The 23,260-nt window shown below is 71.6% G+C and carries 20 protein-coding genes and 1 tRNA gene; 15 read left to right on the top strand and 6 right to left on the bottom strand.

Annotated elements, in window-relative coordinates; all coding sequences use genetic code 11:
- The first annotated feature begins 31 nt into the window (after positions 1–31).
- Together ACFYOH_RS08775 and ACFYOH_RS08780 are read left to right on the top strand one after the other, a co-directional pair.
- Positions 32–220, top strand: coding sequence for a helix-turn-helix transcriptional regulator (locus ACFYOH_RS08775; protein ID WP_385314315.1), 189 nt, complete (start codon positions 32–34; stop codon positions 218–220).
- Between the two features lie 60 nt (positions 221–280).
- Positions 281–1,696: a tyrosine-type recombinase/integrase gene (locus ACFYOH_RS08780; protein ID WP_388622585.1), complete on the top strand. Its 1,416-nt coding sequence runs from the start codon at positions 281–283 to the stop codon at positions 1,694–1,696.
- 137 nt (positions 1,697–1,833) lie between these two features.
- Here ACFYOH_RS08780 and ACFYOH_RS08785 read toward each other — a convergent pair.
- Together ACFYOH_RS08785 and ACFYOH_RS08790 are read right to left on the bottom strand one after the other, a co-directional pair.
- Positions 1,834–1,918: transfer RNA gene (locus tag ACFYOH_RS08785), tRNA-Ser, on the bottom strand.
- A 219-nt stretch (positions 1,919–2,137) separates the two neighbouring features.
- Complete coding sequence (locus ACFYOH_RS08790; protein WP_388622587.1) at positions 2,138–3,646, bottom strand: trypsin-like peptidase domain-containing protein; 1,509 nt, start codon at positions 3,644–3,646, stop codon at positions 2,138–2,140.
- A gap of 262 nt (positions 3,647–3,908) precedes the next feature.
- Here ACFYOH_RS08790 and ACFYOH_RS08795 point away from each other — a divergent pair, with 262 nt between their 5' ends.
- The 3 genes from ACFYOH_RS08795 (at position 3,909) to ACFYOH_RS08805 (ending at position 7,256) form a co-directional block, all read left to right on the top strand.
- Entirely contained in the window at positions 3,909–4,739 is an 831-nt protein-coding gene (locus ACFYOH_RS08795; protein ID WP_388622588.1) for a glycerophosphodiester phosphodiesterase, read from the top strand.
- A gap of 168 nt (positions 4,740–4,907) precedes the next feature.
- Positions 4,908–5,546 carry an ATP-binding protein gene (locus tag ACFYOH_RS08800; protein WP_388623828.1) on the top strand — a complete coding sequence of 213 codons (639 nt, stop codon included), beginning with the start codon at positions 4,908–4,910 and terminating at the stop codon, positions 5,544–5,546.
- A gap of 744 nt (positions 5,547–6,290) precedes the next feature.
- Positions 6,291–7,256, top strand: a complete 966-nt coding sequence (locus ACFYOH_RS08805) for a DUF5926 family protein (RefSeq protein WP_388622591.1) — start codon at positions 6,291–6,293, stop codon at positions 7,254–7,256.
- 243 nt (positions 7,257–7,499) lie between these two features.
- Here ACFYOH_RS08805 and ACFYOH_RS08810 read toward each other — a convergent pair whose 3' ends face one another.
- Both ACFYOH_RS08810 and ACFYOH_RS08815 read right to left on the bottom strand, forming a co-directional pair.
- Complete coding sequence (locus tag ACFYOH_RS08810) at positions 7,500–8,117, bottom strand: hypothetical protein (RefSeq protein WP_388623831.1); 618 nt, start codon at positions 8,115–8,117, stop codon at positions 7,500–7,502.
- Between the two features lie 312 nt (positions 8,118–8,429).
- Positions 8,430–9,116, bottom strand: a complete 687-nt coding sequence (locus ACFYOH_RS08815; RefSeq protein WP_388622592.1) for a bifunctional DNA primase/polymerase — start codon at positions 9,114–9,116, stop codon at positions 8,430–8,432.
- A 494-nt stretch (positions 9,117–9,610) separates the two neighbouring features.
- Between ACFYOH_RS08815 and ACFYOH_RS08820 the strand changes: the two genes are divergently transcribed.
- From ACFYOH_RS08820 to ACFYOH_RS08830, 3 genes are all read left to right on the top strand, one after another.
- A complete protein-coding gene (locus tag ACFYOH_RS08820; RefSeq protein ID WP_388622595.1) occupies positions 9,611–11,128 on the top strand; it encodes a PP2C family protein-serine/threonine phosphatase in 1,518 nt (505 codons plus the stop codon).
- A gap of 386 nt (positions 11,129–11,514) precedes the next feature.
- Positions 11,515–12,975 (top strand): aminopeptidase P family protein, encoded by a 1,461-nt coding sequence (locus ACFYOH_RS08825; RefSeq protein ID WP_388622598.1) that lies wholly within the window; start codon positions 11,515–11,517, stop codon positions 12,973–12,975.
- A gap of 68 nt (positions 12,976–13,043) precedes the next feature.
- Complete coding sequence (locus ACFYOH_RS08830; protein ID WP_388622601.1) at positions 13,044–14,414, top strand: PLP-dependent aminotransferase family protein; 1,371 nt, start codon at positions 13,044–13,046, stop codon at positions 14,412–14,414.
- Between the two features lie 21 nt (positions 14,415–14,435).
- Here the strand turns inward: ACFYOH_RS08830 and ACFYOH_RS08835 are convergent, their stop codons facing one another.
- Positions 14,436–14,999, bottom strand: a complete 564-nt coding sequence (locus ACFYOH_RS08835) for a GNAT family N-acetyltransferase (RefSeq protein ID WP_388622604.1) — start codon at positions 14,997–14,999, stop codon at positions 14,436–14,438.
- 7 nt (positions 15,000–15,006) lie between these two features.
- A complete protein-coding gene (locus tag ACFYOH_RS08840; protein WP_388622606.1) occupies positions 15,007–15,453 on the bottom strand; it encodes an ATP-binding protein in 447 nt (148 codons plus the stop codon).
- Positions 15,454–15,639: 186 nt separating this feature from the next.
- Between ACFYOH_RS08840 and ACFYOH_RS08845 the strand changes: the two genes are divergently transcribed.
- The 7 genes from ACFYOH_RS08845 to pheA all read left to right on the top strand — a co-directional run bounded on the left by ACFYOH_RS08845 (position 15,640) and on the right by pheA (position 22,899).
- A complete protein-coding gene (locus ACFYOH_RS08845) occupies positions 15,640–16,500 on the top strand; it encodes a hypothetical protein (protein WP_388622609.1) in 861 nt (286 codons plus the stop codon).
- Positions 16,501–16,662: 162 nt separating this feature from the next.
- Positions 16,663–17,397 (top strand): YcnI family protein, encoded by a 735-nt coding sequence (locus ACFYOH_RS08850; RefSeq protein WP_388622612.1) that lies wholly within the window; start codon positions 16,663–16,665, stop codon positions 17,395–17,397.
- A gap of 108 nt (positions 17,398–17,505) precedes the next feature.
- A complete protein-coding gene (locus tag ACFYOH_RS08855) occupies positions 17,506–18,159 on the top strand; it encodes an SCO family protein (RefSeq protein WP_388622614.1) in 654 nt (217 codons plus the stop codon).
- On the top strand, positions 18,156–18,626 hold the full coding sequence (locus ACFYOH_RS08860; RefSeq protein WP_388622617.1) for a copper chaperone PCu(A)C: 471 nt from the start codon (positions 18,156–18,158) through the stop codon (positions 18,624–18,626). The genes ACFYOH_RS08855 and ACFYOH_RS08860 overlap by 4 nt, the downstream gene beginning before the upstream one ends.
- Positions 18,627–18,643: 17 nt before the next feature.
- Positions 18,644–20,563: a copper resistance CopC/CopD family protein gene (locus tag ACFYOH_RS08865; RefSeq protein ID WP_388622619.1), complete on the top strand. Its 1,920-nt coding sequence runs from the start codon at positions 18,644–18,646 to the stop codon at positions 20,561–20,563.
- 8 nt (positions 20,564–20,571) lie between these two features.
- On the top strand, positions 20,572–21,855 hold the full coding sequence (gene efeB, locus ACFYOH_RS08870) for an iron uptake transporter deferrochelatase/peroxidase subunit (RefSeq protein ID WP_388622622.1): 1,284 nt from the start codon (positions 20,572–20,574) through the stop codon (positions 21,853–21,855).
- Between the two features lie 108 nt (positions 21,856–21,963).
- Positions 21,964–22,899, top strand: a complete 936-nt coding sequence (pheA, locus tag ACFYOH_RS08875) for a prephenate dehydratase (RefSeq protein WP_388622624.1) — start codon at positions 21,964–21,966, stop codon at positions 22,897–22,899.
- Positions 22,900–23,260 lie beyond the last annotated feature (361 nt).

A 23,260-nucleotide genomic window follows, 5' to 3' on the forward strand; every position in this document is an offset into this window, starting at 1 on the left:
CGTCATGACCGAAGCCTCCAAGGAGTCGACCGTGGCACGCCCCCAGATGCTCAAACTCCCCGAAGTCCTCGACGAGATCGGCATGAGTCGTGCCGCCTTCTACCGCATGCGCGCCCGCGGCCAAGCCCCCCGACTCCGCAAGCTCCCCAACGGCCAGGTCCGCGTCAGCCGCGCCGACCTCGACGCGTGGTGGGAGCGCTGCGAGCAGCAAGCCGCATAAATCAGACCGCTTCACCGGGGCCCGCGCTCAGCGCGGGCCCCTCGTTCTGCCTGGAGAGACATGCTTACGTACGACGTCGATATCTGGTCCATCCGCAAGCGCGCGGACCGCCCGAAGCCGTGGGAACTGCGGTGGCGAGTGGGCGAGCGGCCGCATTCGCGGAGCTTCAAGCTCAAGCCGCAAGCGGACGGGCGGCGGGCAGAGTTGATGGCCGCTTTGCGAGAGCGGCAGCAATTCGACGAGGAAACCGGCCTGCCTGCACGTGAGTTGATGGCGCTCACCTCTCCAACCTGGTACGACCACGTGACGGAGTACGTACTCATGAAGTGGCCGCGCGCCGCCGCGAAGCACCGAGCGAGCATCGCTGAATCGCTGGCCGTGGTGACGCCCGCGCTCGTCACCAGCAAGCGGGGAGCACCCCGCCCCGCGGTACTGCGCGCCGCTCTCTACCAGTGGGCGTTCCGAGCAGTTCGTGGGCCGGAAGGGGCGTGGGTACCGCGCCACCTTGCCGAGGAGCCCCCCGCTGAAATCCTCGCCGCGCTGGAATGGGTCTCTGCTCACTCGATCAAGGTCAAGGACTTGGAGGATCCCGCCCTTCTCCGTCCAGCCCTGGAAGCCATCTCGCTCCGTCTGGACGGAGGGAAGGCCGCCGAGAACACTGCCCGACGCAAGCGCATGGTCCTGAGCAACGTGCTGCGCTACACGGTCGAGGAGAAAGGGCTACTCGCGGCCAATCCGCTTCCCCGTGTGGACTGGACGCCGCCTGAGAGCGATGACGAAATCGACTTCCGGTACGTACCGGACCCGCGTCTGGCAAGGTCCCTGCTCGGAGCCGTCCGCGATTCTGGGCCGCGCGGGCAGCACCTGCACGCGTTCTTCGGTTGCCTTTACTACGCAGCCATGCGCCCGGGTGAGATCGTCGCACTCACGGAATCGGACTGCACCCTGCCACCCAATTCACGTGAATCCGTGAAGGACTGGGGCGAACTGCTGCTCGGAGAGAGCCGTCCCGAAGTGGGCGGCGGGTGGACGGACGACGGCACGTCTTACGAGAAGCGCGGCCTTAAGAGGCGTAAGCGCGGTGCGACGCGGACCGTGCCCATCCCGCCTGTTCTCGTGCATCTGCTCCGTGAGCACATCGCCCGATACGGCACGGCTGACGACGGCCGATTGTTCCGGGCTGCGCGGGGTGGGCGCGTCCCCTCCACCGAGTACTGCGACGTCTGGGAGAGAGCGCGGAAGGCGGTGCTGTCGCCCCGTGAGGTGAAATCGGAGCTCGCCGCCGTGCCGTACTCACTCCGCCATGCCGGCGTCTCCCTCTGGATCAAATCCGGGGTGGACCCCGCCGAGGTCGCCGCGCGTGCCGGCCACAGCATCGCAGTGCTGTACCGCTTCTACGCAAAGATCCTGAAGGGTGGCCAGGAGCACTCCAACGACCTGATCTCCCGCGCGCTCGATGAGGGCGACGGGGCCTGATCCTGGCCCACAGATGGCCCATACGTACTGGTCAACGCTGGGATACCCCCGAGAAAGGGTGAGACAGGTCGAACGTGAAAGGGGTGCTCCGGAGACCGGGGCACCCCTTCTGACCAGCACCTAAGCTGACCTGCGTGCGGTGGGTGTGGGATTTGAACCCACGGTGACTCGCGCCACGACGGTTTTCAAGACCGTTCCCTTAGGCCGCTCGGGCAACCCACCTCGCTCGCGCCCACCTGGGACGGAGCGGGTACAGCGTACCGGGATCGAACGTCCGGCGGGTGGTGTGGTCCGTTGCGGAGCCCCGGGGGCCGGTACGGAACCCAGGGTGGCCGCGTGGTGACAGGTGATCGGCGTCCGAGCCGGCGCGCGTGGCCCGGCGCGGCGAGGGGCGCCGCTCTGGTGAGAGGCGCCCCCACGCGTGCGTGCGGTCGTCGGGCTTCAGTTGTCGCCGACGCGGGAGCCCAGGGTCAGGTCGGTCGTGTGTTCCTGGCCGCCGCGCTTGTAGGTGATCGTGACCTTGTCGCCGGGCTTGTGGGTCCAGATCTCGCCGATCAGGGTCGGGCCGCTGTCGATCACCATGTCGTCCAGCTTGGTGATCACGTCACCCGGCTTGAGGCCGGCCTTCTCGGCGGGGCCGCCGGACTCGACCGCGGCAGAGCCGCCCGCGCCCTGGTCGGTGATCTTCGCGCCGCCGGTGGAGTCCTCCAGCGAGACGGCGGCGCCGATCTTGGCGTACACCGGCTTGCCGGTCTTGATCAGCTGCTGGGCGACGTACTTGGCCTGGTTGATCGGGATGGCGAAGCCCAGGCCGATCGAGCCGGACTGGCCGGAGCCGAAGCCGCCGCTGCCGGTCGACTGGATCGCCGAGTTGATGCCGATGACCGCGCCGGCGGCGTCCAGCAGCGGGCCGCCGGAGTTGCCCGGGTTGATCGACGCGTCGGTCTGCAGCGCGCTCATGTACGACGCCTTGCTGGTGGAGCTGCCGTCACTGGAGGCCACCGGACGGTTCTTGGCGCTGATGATGCCGGTCGTCACCGTGTTGGACAGGCCGAAGGGCGCGCCGATGGCGATCGTCTCGTCGCCCACGGCCACCTTGTCGGAGTCGCCGAGGGCGAGGGGCTTGAGGTCGGACGGGGGGTTCTTGAGCTTGATGACCGCCACGTCGTAGCCCTGGGCGTGGCCCACGACCTCGGCGTCGTACTTCCTGCCGTTCGGGAACGTCGCGGTCAGCTTGCCGCCGTCGAGCGCGTCCGCCACCACGTGGTTGTTGGTGACGATGTGGCCCTGCGTGTCGAAGACGAACCCGGTGCCCGTGCCGCCCTCGCCGTTGGTGCTCTCGGCCTCGATGGTGACGGTGCTGGGCAGCGCCCTGGCGGCCACGTTGGCGATTGTGCCGGGCGCGCGCTTGACCTGGGTGGCGCCGTTGTCGGAGGCGGAGACGGTGGTGGAGCCGCTGTTGTCGTTGTCCTTGGCCAGGGTGTAGCCGAGGCCGCCGCCCAGGCCACCCGCGACCAGCGCCGCCACCAGGACGGCGGCCACCAGACCGCCGCGCCCGCTGCGCGGCTTGGGGGCGGGCTGCTGGTACGACGCTCCCCAGCCGCCGGCGCCGCCCGCTCCACCGAAGCCGTCGGCGGCACCGGCACCGCCGTCACCGTAGGACGCGCCCTCGCCGTAGGGCGGGTTGGCGGGCGGCGGAGGCGGCCAGGAGCCGTCGGGGGCCGAACCAGGGGCAGACGGGCCGGAGGCGTGCAGGGCGGAAGGGTGCGCGGCGGGCCCGCCTGGCCGGGGTTCGGCCACGGCGGGAGACTCCTGGGGTACTGGCGGGAGGGGAGCCGTCGGCTCGTTCCCCCCGGGAGCGCCCTGCGGGGATGTGGCGGGAGAGGCCACCGGCACAGGAGGTGCGGACGGGGCCTGGGGTACCTCGTTGCCCTCGTTCTCGGTGCTCACAGCTCTTCTCCTCGGTCCACGGCTGTTGTGTTCGGTCGCACTCGGTCACGCTCGGCAGCTGTGCATGGTGTTGTGGTCAGTCTTCACTGGTTCCGTTTGTATGCAGTCAGCTTTTCCCACGGGCCGTCAGAGCACCATAAGCGGTGGCTGTGGTTCTCCGACCAGTCTTTATATGGTGCCTTACCGGCAAAAGTTACATAAACGGGCACCTTGTGCCTCCCGAGCCGCCCCGCGCACCCCCGGACGGTGGCACCATGACGCGGTGACCCAAGCACTACAGCGCTCCGTCCAGGTCGTCGCCCACCGGGGCGCCTCCGAGGACGCGCCCGAACACACCCTGGCCGCCTACAAGAAGGCGATCGAGGACGGCGCCGACGCCCTCGAGTGCGACGTACGGCTGACCGCCGACGGCCATCTGGTCTGCGTCCACGACCGGCGCGTGAACCGGACCTCCAACGGCCGCGGCGCCGTCTCCGCGCTGGAACTGGCCGATCTCGCCGCCCTCGACTTCGGTTCCTGGAAGACGCGCGAGAGCTGGCACGGACGGGTCGAGGAACCCGACTGGGAACACCGGCCGGAGGACCGCGAGGAGACCTCGGTACTCACCCTGGAGCGGCTGCTGGAGCTGGTCGCGGACGCCGGACGGCGGGTGGAGCTGGCCATCGAGACCAAGCACCCCACGCGCTGGGCCGGCCAGGTCGAGGAGCGGCTGCTGACGCTGCTGAAGCGGTTCGGCCTGGACGCCCCGACCTCCGCCGCCGAGTCCCAGGTCCGGATCATGAGCTTCTCGGCGCGCTCGCTGCACCGCGTGCGTGCCGCCGCGCCGACGCTGCCGACGGTCTACCTTGTGCAGTTCCTCACACCGCGGCTGCGCGACGGACGGCTGCCCGCGGGCGTGCGGATCGCGGGACCCTCGATCCGTATCGTGCGCAACAACCCCGCCTATGTGGAGCGACTGCAGCGGGCCGGTCACCGGGTGCACGTGTGGACCGTGAACGAGCCCGAGGACGTCGATCTCTGCGTGGAGCTGGGCATCGACGCCGTCATCACCAACCGCCCGCACGCGGTCCTGCGTCACTTGGGACGGGTGTGACCTCAAGAGGCCGGTAAGGAGCTGTGCCCGTCCCTTGACCCCGCTGTGCGGCTGCTGAATTCTCCCGTCTCGGCCACACCAATGAAATCCAGCCATGCGACGACCACGGGAAAGACCTTCGTCACAAGGAGTGCTCCGGCGCGTTCGTTCCGTGCAGAGCTGTTGCGAATGCGTCACCGGAAGGGGATTGGCCGGTTTCCGGTACAGGCCAATGGGGCATCCACACCGTGGCGTGGGGCAAAGGAGGTCTCGGGGGTGGCGTTGGTGGTGGCACAGGAGGTGCCCACGTCGTCGAGCATGGCCGTACCCCATGGCCCTGCGGGCGTGGGGAAGGCGAGACACCGGATGCGTTCGCAGTTGCGCAGCGGTGGCGTGTCCGAATCGGTCATCGACGATGCCGTACTGATCCTTTCCGAACTGCTGAGCAATGCCTGCAAACACGGGCGGCCCCTGGGCGACGCGCCGGCCGGCGACGGCGATGTGCGCGCCGCGTGGCGGGTCGACGGGCGGGGTCGGCTCATCGTCGAGGTGACGGACGGCGGCGGTCCGACCCGCCCGGCGCCGGCCACCCCGTCGGTGACCGCGCACGGCGGCCGCGGGCTGAACATCATCACGGCGCTCGCCGACGACTGGGGCGTACGGGACGACATCCACGGCGAGGTGACGGTCTGGGTAGTGGTCCACAGGGACGTCCACGATCCCGATGCCGGGTGCCACCGAAACGGTCTCGCTACGCGCGTCACCTCCCCCGCGATCCCGCACCTGCCCGACCTGGACTTCGCGGACGCGTTCGAGGACTTGGACTGACGGACACGGCACGAGGGCCTGGGCTGATGGACACGGTCGAGGGGTCCGGACTGCTGGACACGATCGAGGACCCGGGACCGACGGACACGGCACGAAGGCCTGGGCTGATGGACATCCCGAGCAGCTGAGTCGGCGGCGTGATCGAGCGCCTGAGTCACGCAGTGACTGACACCGGCCGGCGGACGCGGGCACGGAACTGGAGCCGACGGAGATCGAGGACCAGAGCCACGCGCTGGTCGCCCCGCCGACGGACACAGCCGTTGACCTGGCCGGCGGAGGGAACCCTGGGGCTGCACCGGTGGACGGAGGCAGCGAGCCTGCCTGGGCGGACGGAGGCCGAGAGCCGCACAGGCGGACGGAGGCCGGGATCCTGGCCCCGCGGACGGAACGTGAGGCCCCGGACTGTCGGACGAAGGCCCAGTTCCAGCGCCGGCAGTCATGGACCGTACCGGCAGTCGTGGACCGTACCTGCCATCGCGCGCCCATACGTGCCGTCGCGCGCCCGTACCTGCCGTCGAGGGCCATACCGACAGGAGTGGACCGCACCGGCAGGCGTGGGCCGGACCAGCCGTCGCCCCCCCGTCGGCAAGACCTCGGCCACGCCGCAGGACGCCCCGAAGTTGTCCACAGGTTCACACCGTTGGAGTCGAGCGGGCGTGCGTTGTCCACAGGTTCCAGCCGGTCATGGCCTGAACGGCTAGGCTCCCGCCGTACGAGAAGAGCCGTAACCGGGAGACACCCACGATGGCCAAGAAGCGACCCCAGACGAAGGCCGAGCGGCCGCAGCTCAGCGATGCGGAGGTCCCGGTTGTCGGCGCCCGCGAGCCCTGCCCCTGCGGCAGCGGCCGGCGCTACAAGGCGTGCCACGGCCGGGCCGCGGCGCACGCGGCGACCGAGCTGGTGCACCGCCCGTTCGAGGGGCTGCCCGGCGAGTGCGACTGGGTGGCGCTGCGCGAGCTGGTGCCGGCGGCGACGGTCGAGCTGACCCTCAAGGACGGCCTGCCCAAGGACGTCCCGTCGGTCACGCTGGCCACGGTGCTGCCGATGGCCTGGCCCGCGCTGCGCCGAGACGACGGGTCGATCCTGCTCGGCCTGCAGAACGACACGGCGTCGGGTGACCTCAGCCGCGACCTCGCCGACACCCTCCAGCGCGCCCTCCAGGCCGCGCCCGGCACCCCGGTGCAGGGCCGCCGCGCCCCGGCCGGCGGTCCGCGGCTGCAGGATCTGCTCGACCTACAGGCACCGTTCGAGCCGGAGGTGCAGAGCGGCTTCGAGTTCTGGGTGCCGGACGCGGAGAACGCCACGCCCGAGGTGACCGCCTCCCTGGAGCGGGCCAACGCCGCCGCCATCCCGACGGCGAGGCTGAGCGGGGTGGACGCCGCGTACTGGTGCGAGACCCCGGAGAAGAACCATCTGCGCTGGGTGATGCCGCATCCGGAGGAGCAGCTTCTGGACGCTCTCGCGCGGCTGCACGCGGCGGGCCGTTCCCACCTCGGCGAGGGCACCCGGCTCGTGGGCTCCTTCCGTGCTCACGGTCTCACCGTGCCGGTCTGGGACCTGCCGAGCGGGGTCACGGCGGACGACGTGGAGAAGCCGGCCGCCGAGTTCGCCGAGCGGCTCGCCGCCGCCCTGGCCGCCACCGAGCCGCTCACGCCGGACGAGCGCCGGGCGCGCGGCGGCCTGACCAACCGGCAGGTCACGCTCAGCTGACGCCGTCGCGCGCGTCCGAGGACTGAACGGTTGGTAAGGCGCGCGCACGGCCTGCGGAACAGGTGACTCCTGTCACAACTCGCCCTTGGCGACAGGGAAATCGGTGGCCGAATGCCCCAGAGGGAATTTGCGAACCGCCGATCTCTTGTTACCGTTCCAGTAGCCCGGTTGCTGGTGCATCCCCCGTCGCCAGCAACCGGGTCTTTCCATGTCCGCGTACGGTGTACGGCACGCTGTGGAGCGTCAACTCCCGTCGACGGAGGGGGAGTTGCCGTCGGCGTCCGCCGAGTTGCTGCCCGAGCGCAGCAGCAGCGCACCGTCGGCCCCGTGCGCGGCGAACTCGGTGACGGCCGTGTAGGCGTCCATGCCGCCCCGGCTGTGCTCACGGGGTGTCTCGCAGGTGGCGGGCTCGTCGTCGACGCCGGTGACACAGCGCGTCTCCAGGCTGTGGCCGCCCGGACCCATCAGACTGAGCGCGGAGTCCAGCGACTTTCCGGAGGAGTTGCGGTAGTAGGTGCGGGCCCAGGTGTCGGTGCCCTCGGCCAGCACACAGGTCTGCGCCTCGATGCCGTCGGGGGAGGTGAGCTGGGGGCCGCACCGCGTGGCGGTGGCCAGGCCCAGCCCGAGCAGCCGAGGGGCCCCGTCGAGCGAGGACAGCTTGCCGTCCTCGTGCCCGGAGCCCTCGTCAGGCCGGCCTGAGTCCCCGTCGCTCCCTGAAGCGTCCTGCCGCCCTGAGGCCCGTACGGCGTCCGATGCCTTCCCGGCCACCACGTGCCGGACCGCCTTGCCCACCTGTCCCGCGGACGCCGCGGCCAGCGGCAGCACGACCGCGGCCGTCACGGCGGCCACGAGCGCGAGCATCCGCAGCGTTCGAGAGTCCGGTCGGCGCACGCCCACCAGCAGCACACCCGCCGACCGCACACCTGCCAGCCGCACACTCGCCGGCCACACACCTGCCGGCCGCACACCGGTCGGCCGTACGTCCGCCGACGGCGCACCCGGCGATGGCGCACCCGCCGCCCGCGCCGGCCGCGCCGCGCCCCGTGCCGATCGGCGGCCGTGCCGCCCGGAAGGCCTCCCGGAGAACCGAGTGCCCTGTCCCCCAGAATTTCGCAGCATGTGCGGAACATAACGAGCCGGCGGGGCTCGCGGCCCTGCCCGCGCCCGACACCCCTACAACTCGGGCGCGCTCACACCCGTACGAGTGAGGGCGTCGACCACGGCGTCCACCACGGCCTCCACGTCGGGCACCCAGGGCGCGGCCGAACCCGGCAGCGGTGCGCGCTCCCAGCGGACGGCGCCCTGGCCGGTCTCGGACGGGGGCAGGGCGAGATAGCCGCCCTCGCCGTGGAAGCGCAGCGAGCCGGGGACGAAGTCCTTGGCGTAGAGCAGTTCACCCAACTGCTCCATGGAGTACGGCTTCACCAGCAGCGCCCAGCGGGTCGGGGAGGCGATCACCGGGCCGAGGCGCATGCCCCGCCGGTCGAGCAGGGCGAGGGCGCGGGAGGCGGCGAGCGCCGGCAGGCTGACCGCGCAGGGCGCCTTGCCCCCGGTGGCCAGGACGACCGGCGCGCTCGGCCGGTTGGTCCACCACCAGCGCACCATCCGGGCGTCGGTCGTGGCGGCGAGCAGGCCGGGATCGAAGGGGTGCGCACCGGGCACTGTGCACTCGGGGTCGGGGCAGGCGCAGCGGGCCCGGCCCTGCGGGTCCGGGGCCACGCCCGGGAGCACCGGCCACTGCCACTCGGTCGCGAAGGTCAGGGCCGCGCCGATCAGCTCAGGCCTCTCGTCGTTCCGCCCGGGCCTCCCGTCGTTCCGCCTGGACAGGAGCCTGCGTCGCCTTCCGAGGATCTCGCGCATGAGCGCTCGTTCCTTTCCGTTGCACCGCTGGCAACACCGTGGTCCACATCACACCATGTGTCGATCACTTCACTGTGCGTACCTGTTGGCGCATCACACCCCTGCGCACGGCAGGGGGAACCCCAAGGGGTCGAGCATGGGCCGCGTCCGCGTACATAGTGCGTCTGACAAAAGCGCGGGTGCGGCGCGGGGGTGGCGAAGTATGGCGTTTTGCCGTCGCGCGTGGTTCTCTCCGCCTCCGCCGCGGGAGGATGGGGCTCGGCCGTCGGTGGTTATGACGCCCGGGTCCGTCGCCAGGTTCCGGGTGGCCCCCAACCACCCCTGGCCTTCACCGAGTACGTACCCATCACGACCGCTGTGACGCTCCGTGGAGCAAGGCCAGTCGACCGCAATGGACCGATACCTGGTGCAGTTTTCAGCCAACTTGGCGGTAAGGCAAGGGGTTCAGGGGAAACCTCGTACGGCTCATGGACACCAGGAATCCCTGCAGGACAATGCTGGACATCCCCTTACGAGTGCGTGTACATGTGGAGACACTGCTAGCGGCGCAGAATGCCATGGGGGTTCGCGATGCTTTTCAGCAATACGCACCGGTCCGAGAGCCGGACGCCATGAACGCCCCGCACCCTCCGAAAGTGGCTGGAATCGATCCAACGGTTCCGACGCCCGCACACACTGTCGCGCCCACTCCCCCCGCCGCCGGCCCCGGTCCCTCCCCCGACCCCGCTCCCGTCCCCGCGCCGAACACCCCCGCGCCCGGCACCCTCCTCCAGGACCGGCTGGCCGGCTGGGTCTCGGACCTGACGACCCTCCACGAACTCACCGAGCGTCTGTCCCGTACGAACGCACTGGAACCGGCCCTCCACGAACTCCTGCGCGCCGGAGCCGCCCTCGTCGGCGCCCGACGTGGCCTGGTCGCCCTGGAACCCGACGACGGACTCGGCCCCCGCACCACCCTCGGCCTCGGCCTCGGCCGCGCCGACCTCGGCCACATGGAGACCGTCCCACGCGGCGCGCTGCCGTACGACACCGGCACGGCCGCCGAGATCGTCCATCCCGACCTGCTCGCCGAGGCCGGCCTCGACCCACGGCACCGTGAGGTGGCCGCCCGCCTCGGCTACGCCGCCAGCTACGCCCTGCCCCTCGCGAGCGAGGCCGCCGGCCGCCTCGGCGCCGCCGTCTGGTTCTACGACGAACCGGCCGAACCCCACGAGCGGCAGCGCCACCTCGCCGGCCTCTACGTCCGGCATGCCACCGAGCACCTCGCCCGGCTGCTGGAGGTGGAACGCGCCCGCGCGCACATGGCGACCATCACGGAGGAACTGCTCCCCACCCGGCTGCCCCGCGTCCCAGGCGTCCAGCTCGCCGCCCGGCACCGCACCGGCCCGCGCGGCGGGGGTGACTGGTACGACGCACTGCCGCTGCCGGAGGCCGCGCTCGGCCTGTCCGTCGGCTCGGTCACCGGCTCCGGCCCGAGCGCCGTGGCCGCGATGGGCCGGCTGCGCGCCAGCTTGCGCGCGTACGCCGTGATGGAGGGCGAGGACCCGGTCGCCGTCCTGTCCGACCTGGAGCTGCTGCTGCGGCTGACCGAGCCCGCCCGCTCGGCCACCGCGCTGTTCGCCTACTGCGAGCCCGCCCTGGGCAAGATCACCCTGGCCGGCGCCGGACACAGCCCGCCGCTGCTGATCGGCGAGCGGCGCACCGAGTTCGCCGAGACCTCCGTCTCCGCTCCGCTCGGCATGCTCGCCTGCTGGGAGGCGCCGAGCGTCGAGATCGAGGCGGAGGCCGGGGAGACGGTCCTGCTCTACACCGACGGGCTGCTGCACCGTACCGGCGACCCGATGGACCGCGCCTTCGCCCACCTGCACGCGGCCGCCGCGAGCACCCCGCGCGCGCTGCGCCAGGACCCCGGCGCCATCGCCGACCACGTCCTGCGCACGGTCCTGCCGGACGGCCTGGACGCGGCCGACAGCGAGGAGGACGTGGTGCTGCTGGCGGCCCGCTTCGACTGAGCACCACCCCGCTGCGGCCAGCCCGCTTCCACAGACCACCACCCCGCTGCGGCCGGCCCGCTACGACCGACCACCACCCCGCAACCGACGCCCCACTTCCACAGACCACCACCCCGCAGCGGCCGGCCCGCTACGACCGACCACCACCCCGCAACCGACGCCCCACTTCCACAGACCACCACCCCGCAGCCGACAGCCCGCCTCGACCCAGCACCGACCCGCTGTCGCTTCGACCGAGCACCGGAATGCATGACCGGGCATAACAGGTCATCCGACCCGGGTCCGCCCACGGTACGAACGTACGATGATGGAGGCCCCCGCTCCGACACGATCGCGAGCAGCGCGGGCCGCCGGGGGAGATCACACGCCGTACCGAGGAGGAACACGTGTCCGACGAGCTCAACCCGGAGACCCCGGAGACTGAGTCCGAGGAGCCCATCAAGCAGCGGAAGAACGGCCTGTACCCGGGCGTCTCCGACGAGCTGGCCGAGAACATGAAGTCCGGCTGGGCCGACACGGAGCTGCGTGACCTGGAGCCGATCCCGCAGGCCGCCGAGACCGCCCGCCGCCGCGCCGCGCTCTCCGCCCGCTTCCCGGGCGAGCGCCTGGTGATCCCGGCGGGCAACCTGAAGACCCGCTCGAACGACACCGAGTACCCCTTCCGCTCCTGCGTCGAGTACGCGTACCTCACCGGCAACCAGACCGAGGACGGCGTCCTCGTCCTGGAGCCGAAGGACGGCGGCCACGAGGAGACGATCTACCTCCTGCCCCGCTCCGACCGCGAGAACGGCGAGTTCTGGCTCTCCGGCCAGGGCGAGCTGTGGGTCGGCCGCCGCCACTCGCTCGCCGAGTCCGAGGCGCTGTACGGCATCCCGGCCGCCGATGTGCGCGAGCTGGCCGGCAAGCTGCGCGAGGCCACCGGCCCGGTGCGCGTGGTGCGCGGCTACGACGCCGGCATCGAGGCCGCGCTGACCGACAAGGTCACCGCCGAGCGGGACGAGGAGCTGCGCGTCTTCCTGTCCGAGGCCCGGCTGGTCAAGGACGAGTTCGAGATCGGCGAGCTGCAGAAGGCCGTCGACTCCACGGTCCGCGGCTTCGAGGACGTGGTGAAGGTCCTCGACAAGGCCGAGGCCACGAGCGAGCGCTACATCGAGGGCACGTTCTTCCTCCGCGCGCGCGTGGAGGGCAACGACGTCGGCTACGGCTCCATCTGCGCCTCCGGCCCGCACGCCTGCACCCTGCACTGGGTCCGCAACGACGGCCCGGTCCGCTCCGGCGACCTGCTCCTGCTGGACGCGGGCGTGGAGACCCACACGCTGTACACCGCCGACGTCACGCGCACGCTGCCGGTCAACGGCACGTACAGCGAGATCCAGAAGAAGATCTACGACGCCGTGTACGAGGCCCAGGAGGCCGGTATCGCGGCGGTCAAGCCGGGCGCCAAGTACCGGGACTTCCACGACGCCGCCCAGCGCGTGCTCGCCGAGAGGCTCGTCGAGTGGGGCCTGGTCGAGGGCCCGGTCGAGCGCGTCCTGGAGCTCGGCCTGCAGCGCCGCTGGACCCTGCACGGCACCGGCCACATGCTCGGCATGGACGTCCACGACTGCGCCGCCGCGCGCACCGAGACGTACGTGGACGGCACGCTGGAGCCGGGCATGGTGCTCACCGTCGAGCCGGGACTGTACTTCCAGGCCGACGACCTGACCGTGCCGGAGGAGTACCGGGGCATCGGCGTCCGCATCGAGGACGACATCCTCGTCACCGAGGACGGCAACAGGAACCTCTCGGCGGGCCTGCCGCGCCGCAGCGACGAGGTCGAGGCGTGGATGGCCGCGCTCAAGGGCTGATCTGCGTTTCAATGGCCGGGGACCGGGAAGGTGCCCGGCCATTCGCGTGCCTGGGGGGGAAGGTTCTCGTGAACGACTTCTGGTCCGGTGTCGGTGTCGATCTGCATCTGGAGCCGGACTCGGCGGACGGGCGCCGGATCGGACTGGAGCGGGCCCTGCGGGACGCCGTACGGGACGGGCGGCTCGTGCCCGGGACCCGGTTGCCGGCCACCCGGCGGCTCGCCACCGAGCTCGGCATCTCACGCGGCACCGCCAAGGCCGCCTACGACCAGCTCGTGGCCGAGGGATATCTGACGGCGCGCCAGGGCTCGGGCACCCGGGTCGCCGAACTGCCGCCCGTCGCCTCGGCGGAGCCCGGCACGGCGGCACGCACGCGTGCCCCGCGTTTCGATCTGCGCCCCGGCAGCCCGGACGTCGGCGCGTTCCCGGCGGCGGCCTGGCTGCGCGCGCTGCGCCGGGCCATAGCGACGGCGCCCTCACTGGCGTACGACTACGGCGACCCGCGCGGCCGGATCGAGCTGCGCACGGCGCTCTCCGGCTATCTGGGCCGGGCGCGCGGGGTGCTGGCGCCGCCGGAGCGGATCGTGATCACCTCCGGGTACGTCCAGGGTCTCGCGCTGCTCACGCGCGTGCTGGACGGCGCCGCCGTCGCCATGGAGGACCCCGGGCTGCCGTTCCACCGGGAGGTCGTGCGGCGGGGTGGCGGAACGGTCCTGCCGGCGCCGGTCGACGCGCGCGGGGTGCGCCCCGAGGACCTCGGCGAGGCCGCCGCCGTGGTGGTCACACCGGCGCACCAGTACCCGACCGGGGTGACCCTGCACCCGGAGCGGCGGCGGGCGCTCGGCGACTGGGCACGCGCGCGTGGCGGGCTGATCGTCGAGGACGACTACGACGGGGAGTTCCGCTACGACCGCCAGCCGGTGGGCGCGTTGCAGGGCATGGCACCCGGCCAGGTGGTGTATCTCGGCACCGCCTCCAAGACGCTCGGCCCCGCGCTCCGCCTCGGCTGGATGGTGCTGCCGCCGCACCTGGTCGACGCGGTCGCCGACGCCAAGCTGCACAGTGACCACCACACCGAGACCATCGGCCAGCTGGCGCTCGCCGAGCTGATCGACAGCCACGCCTACGACCGGCACGTGCGCGCGTGCCGGCTGCGCTACCGGCGCCGCCGGGACCAGTTGCTGCACCGGCTGGGCGCGGGCCGGAGCGTGCACGGGATCGCGGCCGGTCTGCACGCGCTGATCGACGTGCCCGACGAGGCGGAGGTGCTGGCCCGCGCGGAGGCGGAGGGCCTAGCGCTCGGCGCCCTCGGCGACCACTGGCAGGTACCCGGCGGGCGCGAGGGCCGGCCGCAGGGCCTGGTCGTCGGCTACGGCACGCCCCGCGAGCGGGTGTATCCGGAGGCGCTGGAGGTGCTGGCGAAGGTGCTGGACGCCTGAGAGGGGCCCCTCACCAGCGCCTCACAAGGCGGGATCGTGGTCGTGCAGGATCCGCTGGAACAGCCGGCAGTCCCGCCACTGCCCGTCGATGTGCAGGTACTTCGGGGCCATGCCGATCGGTTCGAACCCGCATTTCGTCAGCACCCGCTGCGAGCCGGTGTTCCCGAGCAGCGTGGAGGCCTCGATCCGGTGCAGCCCCACCGTGTCGCGCGCGATCCGGCAGACCCGCTCCACCGCGGCCGTGGCCAGACCGCGCTTCTGCTGGTCGGCGGCCACCCAGTAACCGAGGGAGGAACTGCGGAAGGGCCCCTGGACGATCCCGGTCAGGGTGATCGTCCCGACGATCCGCCCGTCCGCCGCCTGGAACACGAGGGGAACCGCCCGGCCCTCGGAGAACACCCGCAGCAGCCCGTCGATCCGCTCCCGCTGCCCCGCCTCGGTGAAGAAGGACTCGGGCCGGCGCGGCTCCCACGGCCGCAGATGATCACGGTTGTCCACGTAGGCCGCGCTCAGCGCACCCGCGTCGGTCCGGGTCAGAAGCCGCAGCGTGACCCCGGCCGCTATGTCGCCGCTCTCGATCTCCATGCCCTCACTATGCCGTCAGCAGCGAGGGATCCTTGGTCCATTTGAGGATCTTGTCGAAGCTGACCACCGTGCCGCCCCGGCCGGGCTTGGCGCCGATGTGGACGTGGTCGGCGAGTTCCCGGATGAGACACAGGCCGCGACCGTGCTCGGCGTCCGCGCGGGCGGGCCGGATCTCCTGGGCACGGGAGAACCCCGGTCCGGAATCGGCCACTTCGATACGGCACTTCTCGCCGTCGAGATACGCGGTCACCCGGTACGCCTCCGAGACGCCGCCGTGCGACGCGTTCCCGCCGTGCTCGACGGCGTTCGCGCAGGCCTCCGACAGTGCGACGGACAGGTCGAAGGAGACCTCCGGGTCGACGCCCGCCGTCTCCATGGTGCCGATCAACAGCCTCCGGGCGAGCGGCACGCTCGCGGCCTCGCGGCGCAGATGGAGTGACCACCAGATGCTCATGCTCCAGCCTCCTGGCCGCGGCTCGACATACCGATACGTATTGCCGCCCGTAGGGGGCCGTAAGCACACAGTCGACGTGACTCCGCCCATACAGCCGATGCGCCGAGGGAGGAATCGGTGTATGAGGGACGTTTTCCCGGCCCTGCCGTGGGAGGCCCGTGAGCGCAGTGCGATGATGAGGCCGCCATGACTGCCCCCCACCCACGCACGGCGCGTCCCGGAGCCGGGCTCCGGATCCTGCGGGCCGCGGTGTTCGCCGCGGTCTGCGTCGCGCTGGCCGCGTGCGGGCACACCCTCGCCTCCTGTGCGGGCGTGCCCCTGTGGACGCTGGGCGCGGGCTTCCTCGGCTGTCTGCTGCTCGTGGTGCCGCTCGCCGGGCGGGCCCGCTCGCTGCCGGGCATCGCCGCGCTCCTCGCACTCGGCCAGACCGCGCTGCACACGCTGTTCGGGCTGGCCCAGCACGGCACCGCCATGGTCTCCGGCGGGGCGGCGACGGGGTCGATGGGGTCGATGAACTCCACCGGCTCGACGGGCTCCTCGCTCAGCGACACCGCGCTGGTCGAGCAGGCCACGCGGCTGCTGTGCGGATCGAGCCCGGCCGCCCTGACCCCGGGGCACGCCTTCCACCTGCTGGTCGCCGCGCACCTCGTCGACCGTTCGGGCCGGCCCGCGGCGGTCATGGGCGGCATGCACCACCCGTACGACGCCACCGGCGCCTCTGCCGCGCTGCTGCCCTCGCTGCCGATGCTGCTCGGCCACGTCCTCGCGGCCGTCGCTGCGGGCTGGCTGCTGCGCCGCGGCGATCTGGCGCTGCTGCGGCTGATCGACCTGTCGGCGCACGGAGTCGCGGAGGGGGCGCTCGTACGATCCCTGCGCGCCGCACTCGCGCTGGCGCGCGCCCTGTGCGCCGGACTGCCCGCCGCCGAGCCCCTCATGCGCGGCCGTCGTACCGCCCGGGACGAGGCACCCGACCCGCATACCACCGCGCTCCAGCACACGGTGATCCGGCGCGGCCCGCCCGCCGCCGGCTTCCGTCTCGCCGCCTGACGCGACGCGCGCACCACTGCACCGATCCGGTGATCCGGAGCAGAGGGCTGCCGCCGTCGCGCGGCACGCGCGCGTGCGCACCGTGAACCCACCGAAGGGCACGGCCACGCGCACGCGTACCTCTCTTCGTCACCAGAACTCTCAGAGTGGAGTGCTCCTGCCATGCAGGCTTCTCGTATCGCTTCCCGTGCCCTCGCCGCCGGCGCCGTCGCGGGCACGGCCGTACTGGCGCTGTCCGTCCCCGCCTTCGCACACGTCTCCGTGCAGCCGGAGGGCACCGCGGCCAAGGGCGGTTACGCGGTCGTCGACTTCAAGGTCCCCAACGAGCGCGACAACGCCTCGACCACCAAGGTCGAGGTCGGCTTCCCGGCCGACCACCCGCTCGCCTCGGTCATGCCCGAGTCGGTCGCCGGCTGGAACGTGCAGGTCACCAAGTCCAAGCTGGACAAGCCGCTGACCGTGCACGGCGAGAAGATCGACGAGGCCGTCACCAAGGTCACCTGGACCGCCGCCGACGGCAAGGGCATCCGGCCCGGCTACTTCCAGAAGTTCCCGCTCTCCCTCGGCGCCCTGCCCGAGAACACCGACCAGCTCGTCTTCAAGGCGGTCCAGACGTACTCCAACAAGGAGGTCGTGCGCTGGATCGAGGTGCCGCAGGCCGGCCAGGACGAGCCGGAGAACCCGGCGCCCGTGCTGCAGCTGTCCGCCGCGACCGACGACCACCACGGCACGGCGGACGCCGAGGACGCCTCCGACAGGACCGCGACCGCGGCCGCCGCCGACTCCGGCTACCACGACACCGACACCACCGCGCGCGTGCTCGCCGTGGTCGGCATCGTCGTCGGCGTCGCGGGCGTCGCCTACGGCGTCCTCGCCGGTCGCCGCCGGACCGCCTAGGCCCTTCCGGACCGCGCACCGGGGGAGCGTGCGGCGCGTGCGACGCTGTCGTGGCTGTCGTACGACCCCCGGTGCGCGCCGGATTACTCACATCTGGGACATTTTTCTATGCGCAAGAAGACGTTCGCCGCGGCCGCGCTGCTCGCCGCCGCCGCCCTGACCCTCTCCGCCTGCGGCGGCGGGAGCGACGGCAAGTCGCCGGTCTCCGTGGTCTCGGAGGAGTCCGACTCGGGCAAGGCCGCCACCGTCCTCGACCAGCCCTTCCAGAAGCCGGACCTGGTCCTCACCGACACGCACGGCAAGAAGTACGACCTCCGCCAGGAGACCCAGGGCCACCCGACCCTGCTGTACTTCGGCTACACCCACTGCCCCGACATCTGCCCGACGACGATGAGCAACATCGCCGTCGCCAAGAAGGCGCTGCCCAAGGCCGAGCAGAACGACCTGCGGGTCGTGTTCGTCACCACCGACCCCGGCCGTGACACTCCGGCCGAGCTGGGCAAGTGGCTCAAGGGCATCGACCCGCAGTTCATCGGCCTGACCGGGGACTTCGCCACAGTCCAGGCCGGTGCCCGCTCCGTCGGCATCTCCGTGGAGCCGACGACGAAGGACAAGAACGGCAAGCTCGTCTCCGTCCACGGCACCCAGGTCATCGCCTTCTCCCCGAAGACGAACGGCGGGTACGTCCTCTACGGCGAGGACGCCACGGTCGACGACTACACCAAGGACCTGCCCAAGCTCGTCAAGGGGGCGACTCCGTGAGGCGCCGCCCCGCCCTCGTGACCGCGGCCGCCGCACTCGCCGGTGCGCTGTCCCTCGCCGGCTGCTCGGGCTCGTCCGGCTCCGGCTCTTCCCAGGCCGAACTGTCGGTGAGCGGGCCGTACATGCCGCAGCCGGTCTCCGCCGACATGGCCGCCGGCTTTCTGACGATCACCAACAAGGGCGGCGCCGAGGACGAGCTGACCGCGGTGACCAGTGACGCCGCCGGCCAGGTCACCATGCACAGCACCATGGGCGGCGCCATGCAGGAGAAGAGCTCCTTCGCCATACCCGCCCATGGTCAACTCGTGTTCAAAAGCGGCGGCAACCATCTGATGTTCGAGAAGCTGAAGCGCAAGCCGAAGCAGGGCCAGACGGTCGCCGTGAAGCTCACCTTCGCCAGGTCCGGGCCCCTCACCGTCGAGATGCCGGTGAAGTCCGCCACGTACAACCCGTCGACCGGCCACTGAGGGAGGGACCGACCACCGTGACGCGGACCATCACCCCCACGGGACACCGGGGCAGCCTGCGCACCCTGGTGCTGCTGCTCCTCGCCGTGATCGGCGCACTGCTCGCGAGTGCCGGACCGGCCTCCGCGCATGCGGCGCTGACCGGCAGCGACCCCGCACAGGGGGTGGTGGTCAAGCAGGCGCCCAGCCAGGTGTCGCTCACCTTCTCCGAGAAGGTGGCGATGAACGACGACTCCCTGCGCGTCCTCGACCCCCGGGGCAAGCCGGTCCAGACCGGCACACCGGGCAACCTGAGCGGTACGACGTACGCCGTGAAGCTCAAGAGCGGCCTGGGCAAGGGCACCTACACGGTGACCTACCAGGTCGTCTCGGCCGACAGCCACCCCGTCTCCGGCGCCTACACCTTCTCCATCGGGGCGCCCTCGCCGACCGTGGTCTCCGGCACCGGGCCGGTCGCGGGCGGTGGAACCGTGGGCGCTCTCTACGCGTTCGGCCGCTATGCCTCGTACGCCGGGTTCATCGTGCTCGCCGGCGGCGCGGCCTTCGTGCTCGCCTGCTGGCAGCGCGGCGCGGGCGTACGGGCCCTGCAGCGGCTGGTCGTCGGCGGCTGGCTCACGCTCACCGCGGCCACCCTGTGGCTGCTGCTCCTGCGCGGCTCATACACCACCTCCGGGAAGTTCGCCGACGTCTTCGACCTCGGTCTGCTGGGCCAGGTGCTGCAGACCAAGACCGGCGCGGCGCTGGTCTCCCGGCTGCTGCTGCTCGCCGCCGCCGCGCTGTTCATCGCCGTCCTCTTCGGCGCCTTCACCAAGCGCGACGAGGGCGAGGAGAAGCGCGATCTGACCTTCGGGCTCGCCATCGGCGGTGTGGTCGTCGCGGCGGGGCTCGCCAGCAGCTGGGCCATGGCCGAGCATGCCTCGGTCGGGCTTCAGCCGGGCATCGCCATGCCCGTCGACGTCGTCCACCTGCTCGCCGTCGCCACCTGGCTGGGCGGGCTCACCGCCCTGCTGGTCGCCCTGTACCGGGCGCCCGCCGAGACACCGGTGGAGGCCGCCGCCGTCCGCCGCTTCTCCCGGTCGGCCTTCGGCTCCGTGGTCGTGCTCGTCGCCACCGGTGTCTACCAGTCATGGCGGCAGCTGGGCTCCTGGTCGGCGTTCACCGACACCCGGTACGGGCAGTTGCTGCTGGTCAAGATCGGGCTGGTAGCGCTGCTGATCGGCATCGCCTCGATATCGCGACGGTGGACGGGGCAGCTCGCCGACAACGCCGCCATGGTCGATGCCGACGCGGAGGCCGAGAAGGAGCGCGTCACCGCGGCGAAGGCGCCCGGAAAGCACACCGGCTCCGGCGACTCCCAGCGCGCCGCCCAGCTCGCGCGGCAGCGGGCCGCGATGGTCGCCGCCCGGCAGAAGCGGCTGCGGGACGGCGACGCGAACCGCTTCGGGCTGCGCCGTACGGTGCTCGCCGAGGCCGGTGTCGCGGTCGTGCTGCTTGCCGTCACCACCTGGCTGACCCAGACCGAGCCGGGCCGCACCGAGCTGGACGCCAAGGCGGCCTCCTCGTCCTCCTCCGCCTCGGCCACGGCGCCCTCGAACGGCGCGCTGACCCTGGACATGCCCTTCGACACCGGCGGCACGGACGGCAAGGGCGTCGTCAGCATCGACCTCGACCCCGCGCGCGTGGGCGGCAACGAGATGCATGTGTACGTCCAGCGGCCGGGCGGCCGGGCCTTCGACATCCCCGAGGTGAAGGTGGCCTTCACCCTGGAGGCGAAGAAGATCGGCCCGCTTCCCGTGACCCCCGACCACATCACCACCGGCCACTGGTCGGCGAGCGGAGTGCAGATCCCCATGGCCGGCGACTGGAAGATCGCCGTCACCGTGCGGACCTCCGACATCGACCAGGTGACCGTCTCCAAGAACGCGCAGATCGGCTGACCGACACCATGCCCGACCAGTCCATCCCTCAGGCCCGTACCGCCGCCGAGGTGTCCGAGCCGGCCGAGTCCGCGGGCAGCCACGGCATCTCCCGGCGCGCCCTGCTCGGCACCGCCGGCGCCACCGGGCTCGTGCTCGGCGCGGCCGGCGGGGCCGCGGGCTATGCCGCCGCGCCCGCCCCGGCCACCCCACTGACCTCGGTGGGCTCCGACCGGGCGATGTTTCACGGGAAACATCAGCCCGGCATCACCGAGGGGCTCCAGGCGCGCGGTCATCTCGTCGCCTTCGATCTGGCGGCGGGCGCCGGGCGCAAGGAGGCCGCGGCCCTGCTGCGCCGCTGGTCGACGACGGCCGAGCGGCTGATGGCGGGCGAGGCCGCGCCGCACGACGACACCGATGTGGCCCGCGACGCCGGGCCCTGCTCGCTGACGCTCACCTTCGGCTTCGGGCACTCCTTCTTCGGCAGGACCGGTCTGGACAAGGAGCGGCCGAGCGCACTGGACCCGCTGCCGGACTTCTCCTCCGACCACCTCGACAAGACGCGCAGCGACGGCGACCTGTGGGTGCAGATCGGCGCGAACGACGCCCTGGTCGCCTTCCACGCCCTGCGCGCGATCCAGAAGGACGCGGGCGGCGCGGCCCGCCTGCGCTGGCAGATGAACGGCTTCAACCGCACCCCGGGCGCCACCGCGCACCCCATGACCGCCCGCAACCTCATGGGTCAGCTGGACGGCACCCGCAATCCGAAGCCGGCCGACCCCGACTTCAACCGGCGGATCTTCGTGCCCGCCTCGGGCGAGCCGGCCTGGATGGCGAACGGTTCCTACGCCGTCGTACGCCGCATCCGCATGCTCCTCGACGACTGGGAGAAGCTGTCGGTACCGGCCCAGGAGGCGGTCATCGGCCGCCGGAAGTCCAACGGGGCGCCGCTGTCCGGAGGCGACGAGACGACCCCGATGGACCTGGAGAAGACCGACGCCAAGGGCGAGTACGTCGTCCCCCTCAACGCCCACGCCCGGATCACCCGGCCCGACAAGAACGGCGGTGCGGCCATGCTGCGACGCCCCTTCTCCTACCACGACGGCTTCGACGCGGACGGCACGCCCGACGCCGGTCTGCTCTTCGTCTGCTGGCAGGCCGACCCGCTGCGTGGCTTCGTCCCGGTGCAGCGCAAGCTCGACCGCGGCGACGCGTTGTCGCAGTTCATCCGGCACGAGGCGAGCGGACTGTTCGCGGTGCCGGGTGGGGCGGCGGAGGGGGAGTACGTGGGGCAGCGACTGCTGGAGGCCTGATCAGCAGGAACCGGCCCTTTCGTGGATTTCCCGGTTTCAAACCACTCGGTCGAGTGGCATTCCTGAGACGCATACGACGGGCTCCCGAACGGCCATTAGGGTGAGGACATGCCAGCGAGCTATGCGTATCTCGGCCCCGAGGGCACCTTCACCGAAGTGGCCCTCCGGACGCTCCCGGAGTCGGCCACCCGGGAGCTCGTCCCGTATGTGTCGGTGCAGTCCGCGCTGGACGCGGTGCGGGCCGGCGAGGCCGAGGCCGCGTTCGTGCCGATCGAGAACTCCGTCGAGGGCGGCATCACCACCACCCTGGACGAGCTGGTCGCGGGCGAACCGCTGACGATCTACCGCGAGGTGCTGCTGTCGATCACCTTCGCGCTGCTGGTCCGGCCCGGCACCGCGCTCACGGACATCAAGACGGTCTCCGCCCACCCGGCGGCCCAGCCCCAGGTGCGCAACTGGATGCGCAAGCACCTCCCGGACGCGCACTGGGAGTCGGCCGCCTCCAACGCGGACGCCGCCCGCCTGGTCCAGGAGGGCCGCTACGACGCCGCCTTCGCGGGCGAGTTCGCCGCCTCGCGGTACGGCCTCGAGGCCCTGGAGACCGGGATCCACGACTTCCCGGAGACCGCGCAGACCCGGTTCGTGCTGGTCGGCCGGCCGGCCCGGCCCGCCGCGCCGACCGGTGCCGACAAGACCTCGGTGGTGCTGTGGCAGCGCGACGACCACCCCGGTGCGCTCCGCGACCTGCTCGGTGAGTTCGCCTCGCGCGGCATCAACCTCATGCTGCTGCAGTCCCGGCCGACCGGCGCCGGCATCGGCAACTACTGCTTCTGCATCGACGCCGAGGGCCATATCTCCGACCGGCGGATGGCGGAGGCGCTCATGGGCCTGAAGCGGATCTGTCTGCAGGTGCGCTTCCTCGGCTCCTATCCGCGTGCGGACATCGGGCCGGCCGAGGCTCCGGCGACCCGGCAGGGGACCTCGGACGAGGAGTTCATGGCGGCGGCGGACTGGGTGGCGCGCTGCCAGGACGGCCGGTTCTGAGGCGGCCGTAGACGGCTTTCGGCCAGTACTACCTGCGTATCTTCGTTATCCACAGAAGTTATCCACAGGTCCGCTTCTCGACCTGGGGACAAGTCGACAAGGGCGTGTGAGTCGGTCGACAAATCGTCCCTCGTGCCCCCGATGCGGCCACCATCCCGCACCTCACCCTTCGTCCACTCGTTTCCGTTGATTCATCTTTTGGAGCGACCCCTTTCCACTCAAAAGTGGGCGTGAACCGGGTTTGTCCTGGGAATTCTCCCGTCCGCCACGATGTTCCGGAATGATCAATTCCGAAATCCACAGACCTTCCACACAGCCTGTGGATAACTCTGCGGAGGGGTGTGGATCGCTGTGGACAGCG

Origin of the sequence: Streptomyces sp. NPDC007856 (assembly GCF_042868225.1) — a bacterium.
Lineage (GTDB): Bacteria > Actinomycetota > Actinomycetes > Streptomycetales > Streptomycetaceae > Streptomyces.

Bases quoted from the DNA above. Each gene is read 5' to 3' on its own strand.
- ACFYOH_RS08780 (WP_388622585.1), top strand. From the start codon at position 281: ATGCTTACGTACGACGTCGATATCTGGTCCATCCGCAAGCGCGCGGAC.
- ACFYOH_RS08800 (WP_388623828.1), top strand. From the start codon at position 4,908: ATGCGTCACCGGAAGGGGATTGGCCGGTTTCCGGTACAGGCCAATGGG.
- ACFYOH_RS08805 (WP_388622591.1), top strand. From the start codon at position 6,291: ATGGCCAAGAAGCGACCCCAGACGAAGGCCGAGCGGCCGCAGCTCAGC.
- ACFYOH_RS08810 (WP_388623831.1), bottom strand. From the start codon at position 8,117: ATGCTCGCGCTCGTGGCCGCCGTGACGGCCGCGGTCGTGCTGCCGCTG.
- ACFYOH_RS08815 (WP_388622592.1), bottom strand. From the start codon at position 9,116: ATGCGCGAGATCCTCGGAAGGCGACGCAGGCTCCTGTCCAGGCGGAAC.
- ACFYOH_RS08820 (WP_388622595.1), top strand. From the start codon at position 9,611: ATGCTGGACATCCCCTTACGAGTGCGTGTACATGTGGAGACACTGCTA.
- ACFYOH_RS08835 (WP_388622604.1), bottom strand. From the start codon at position 14,999: ATGGAGATCGAGAGCGGCGACATAGCGGCCGGGGTCACGCTGCGGCTT.
- ACFYOH_RS08840 (WP_388622606.1), bottom strand. From the start codon at position 15,453: ATGAGCATCTGGTGGTCACTCCATCTGCGCCGCGAGGCCGCGAGCGTG.
- ACFYOH_RS08845 (WP_388622609.1), top strand. From the start codon at position 15,640: ATGACTGCCCCCCACCCACGCACGGCGCGTCCCGGAGCCGGGCTCCGG.
- ACFYOH_RS08850 (WP_388622612.1), top strand. From the start codon at position 16,663: ATGCAGGCTTCTCGTATCGCTTCCCGTGCCCTCGCCGCCGGCGCCGTC.
- ACFYOH_RS08855 (WP_388622614.1), top strand. From the start codon at position 17,506: ATGCGCAAGAAGACGTTCGCCGCGGCCGCGCTGCTCGCCGCCGCCGCC.
- efeB (WP_388622622.1), top strand. From the start codon at position 20,572: ATGCCCGACCAGTCCATCCCTCAGGCCCGTACCGCCGCCGAGGTGTCC.
- pheA (WP_388622624.1), top strand. From the start codon at position 21,964: ATGCCAGCGAGCTATGCGTATCTCGGCCCCGAGGGCACCTTCACCGAA.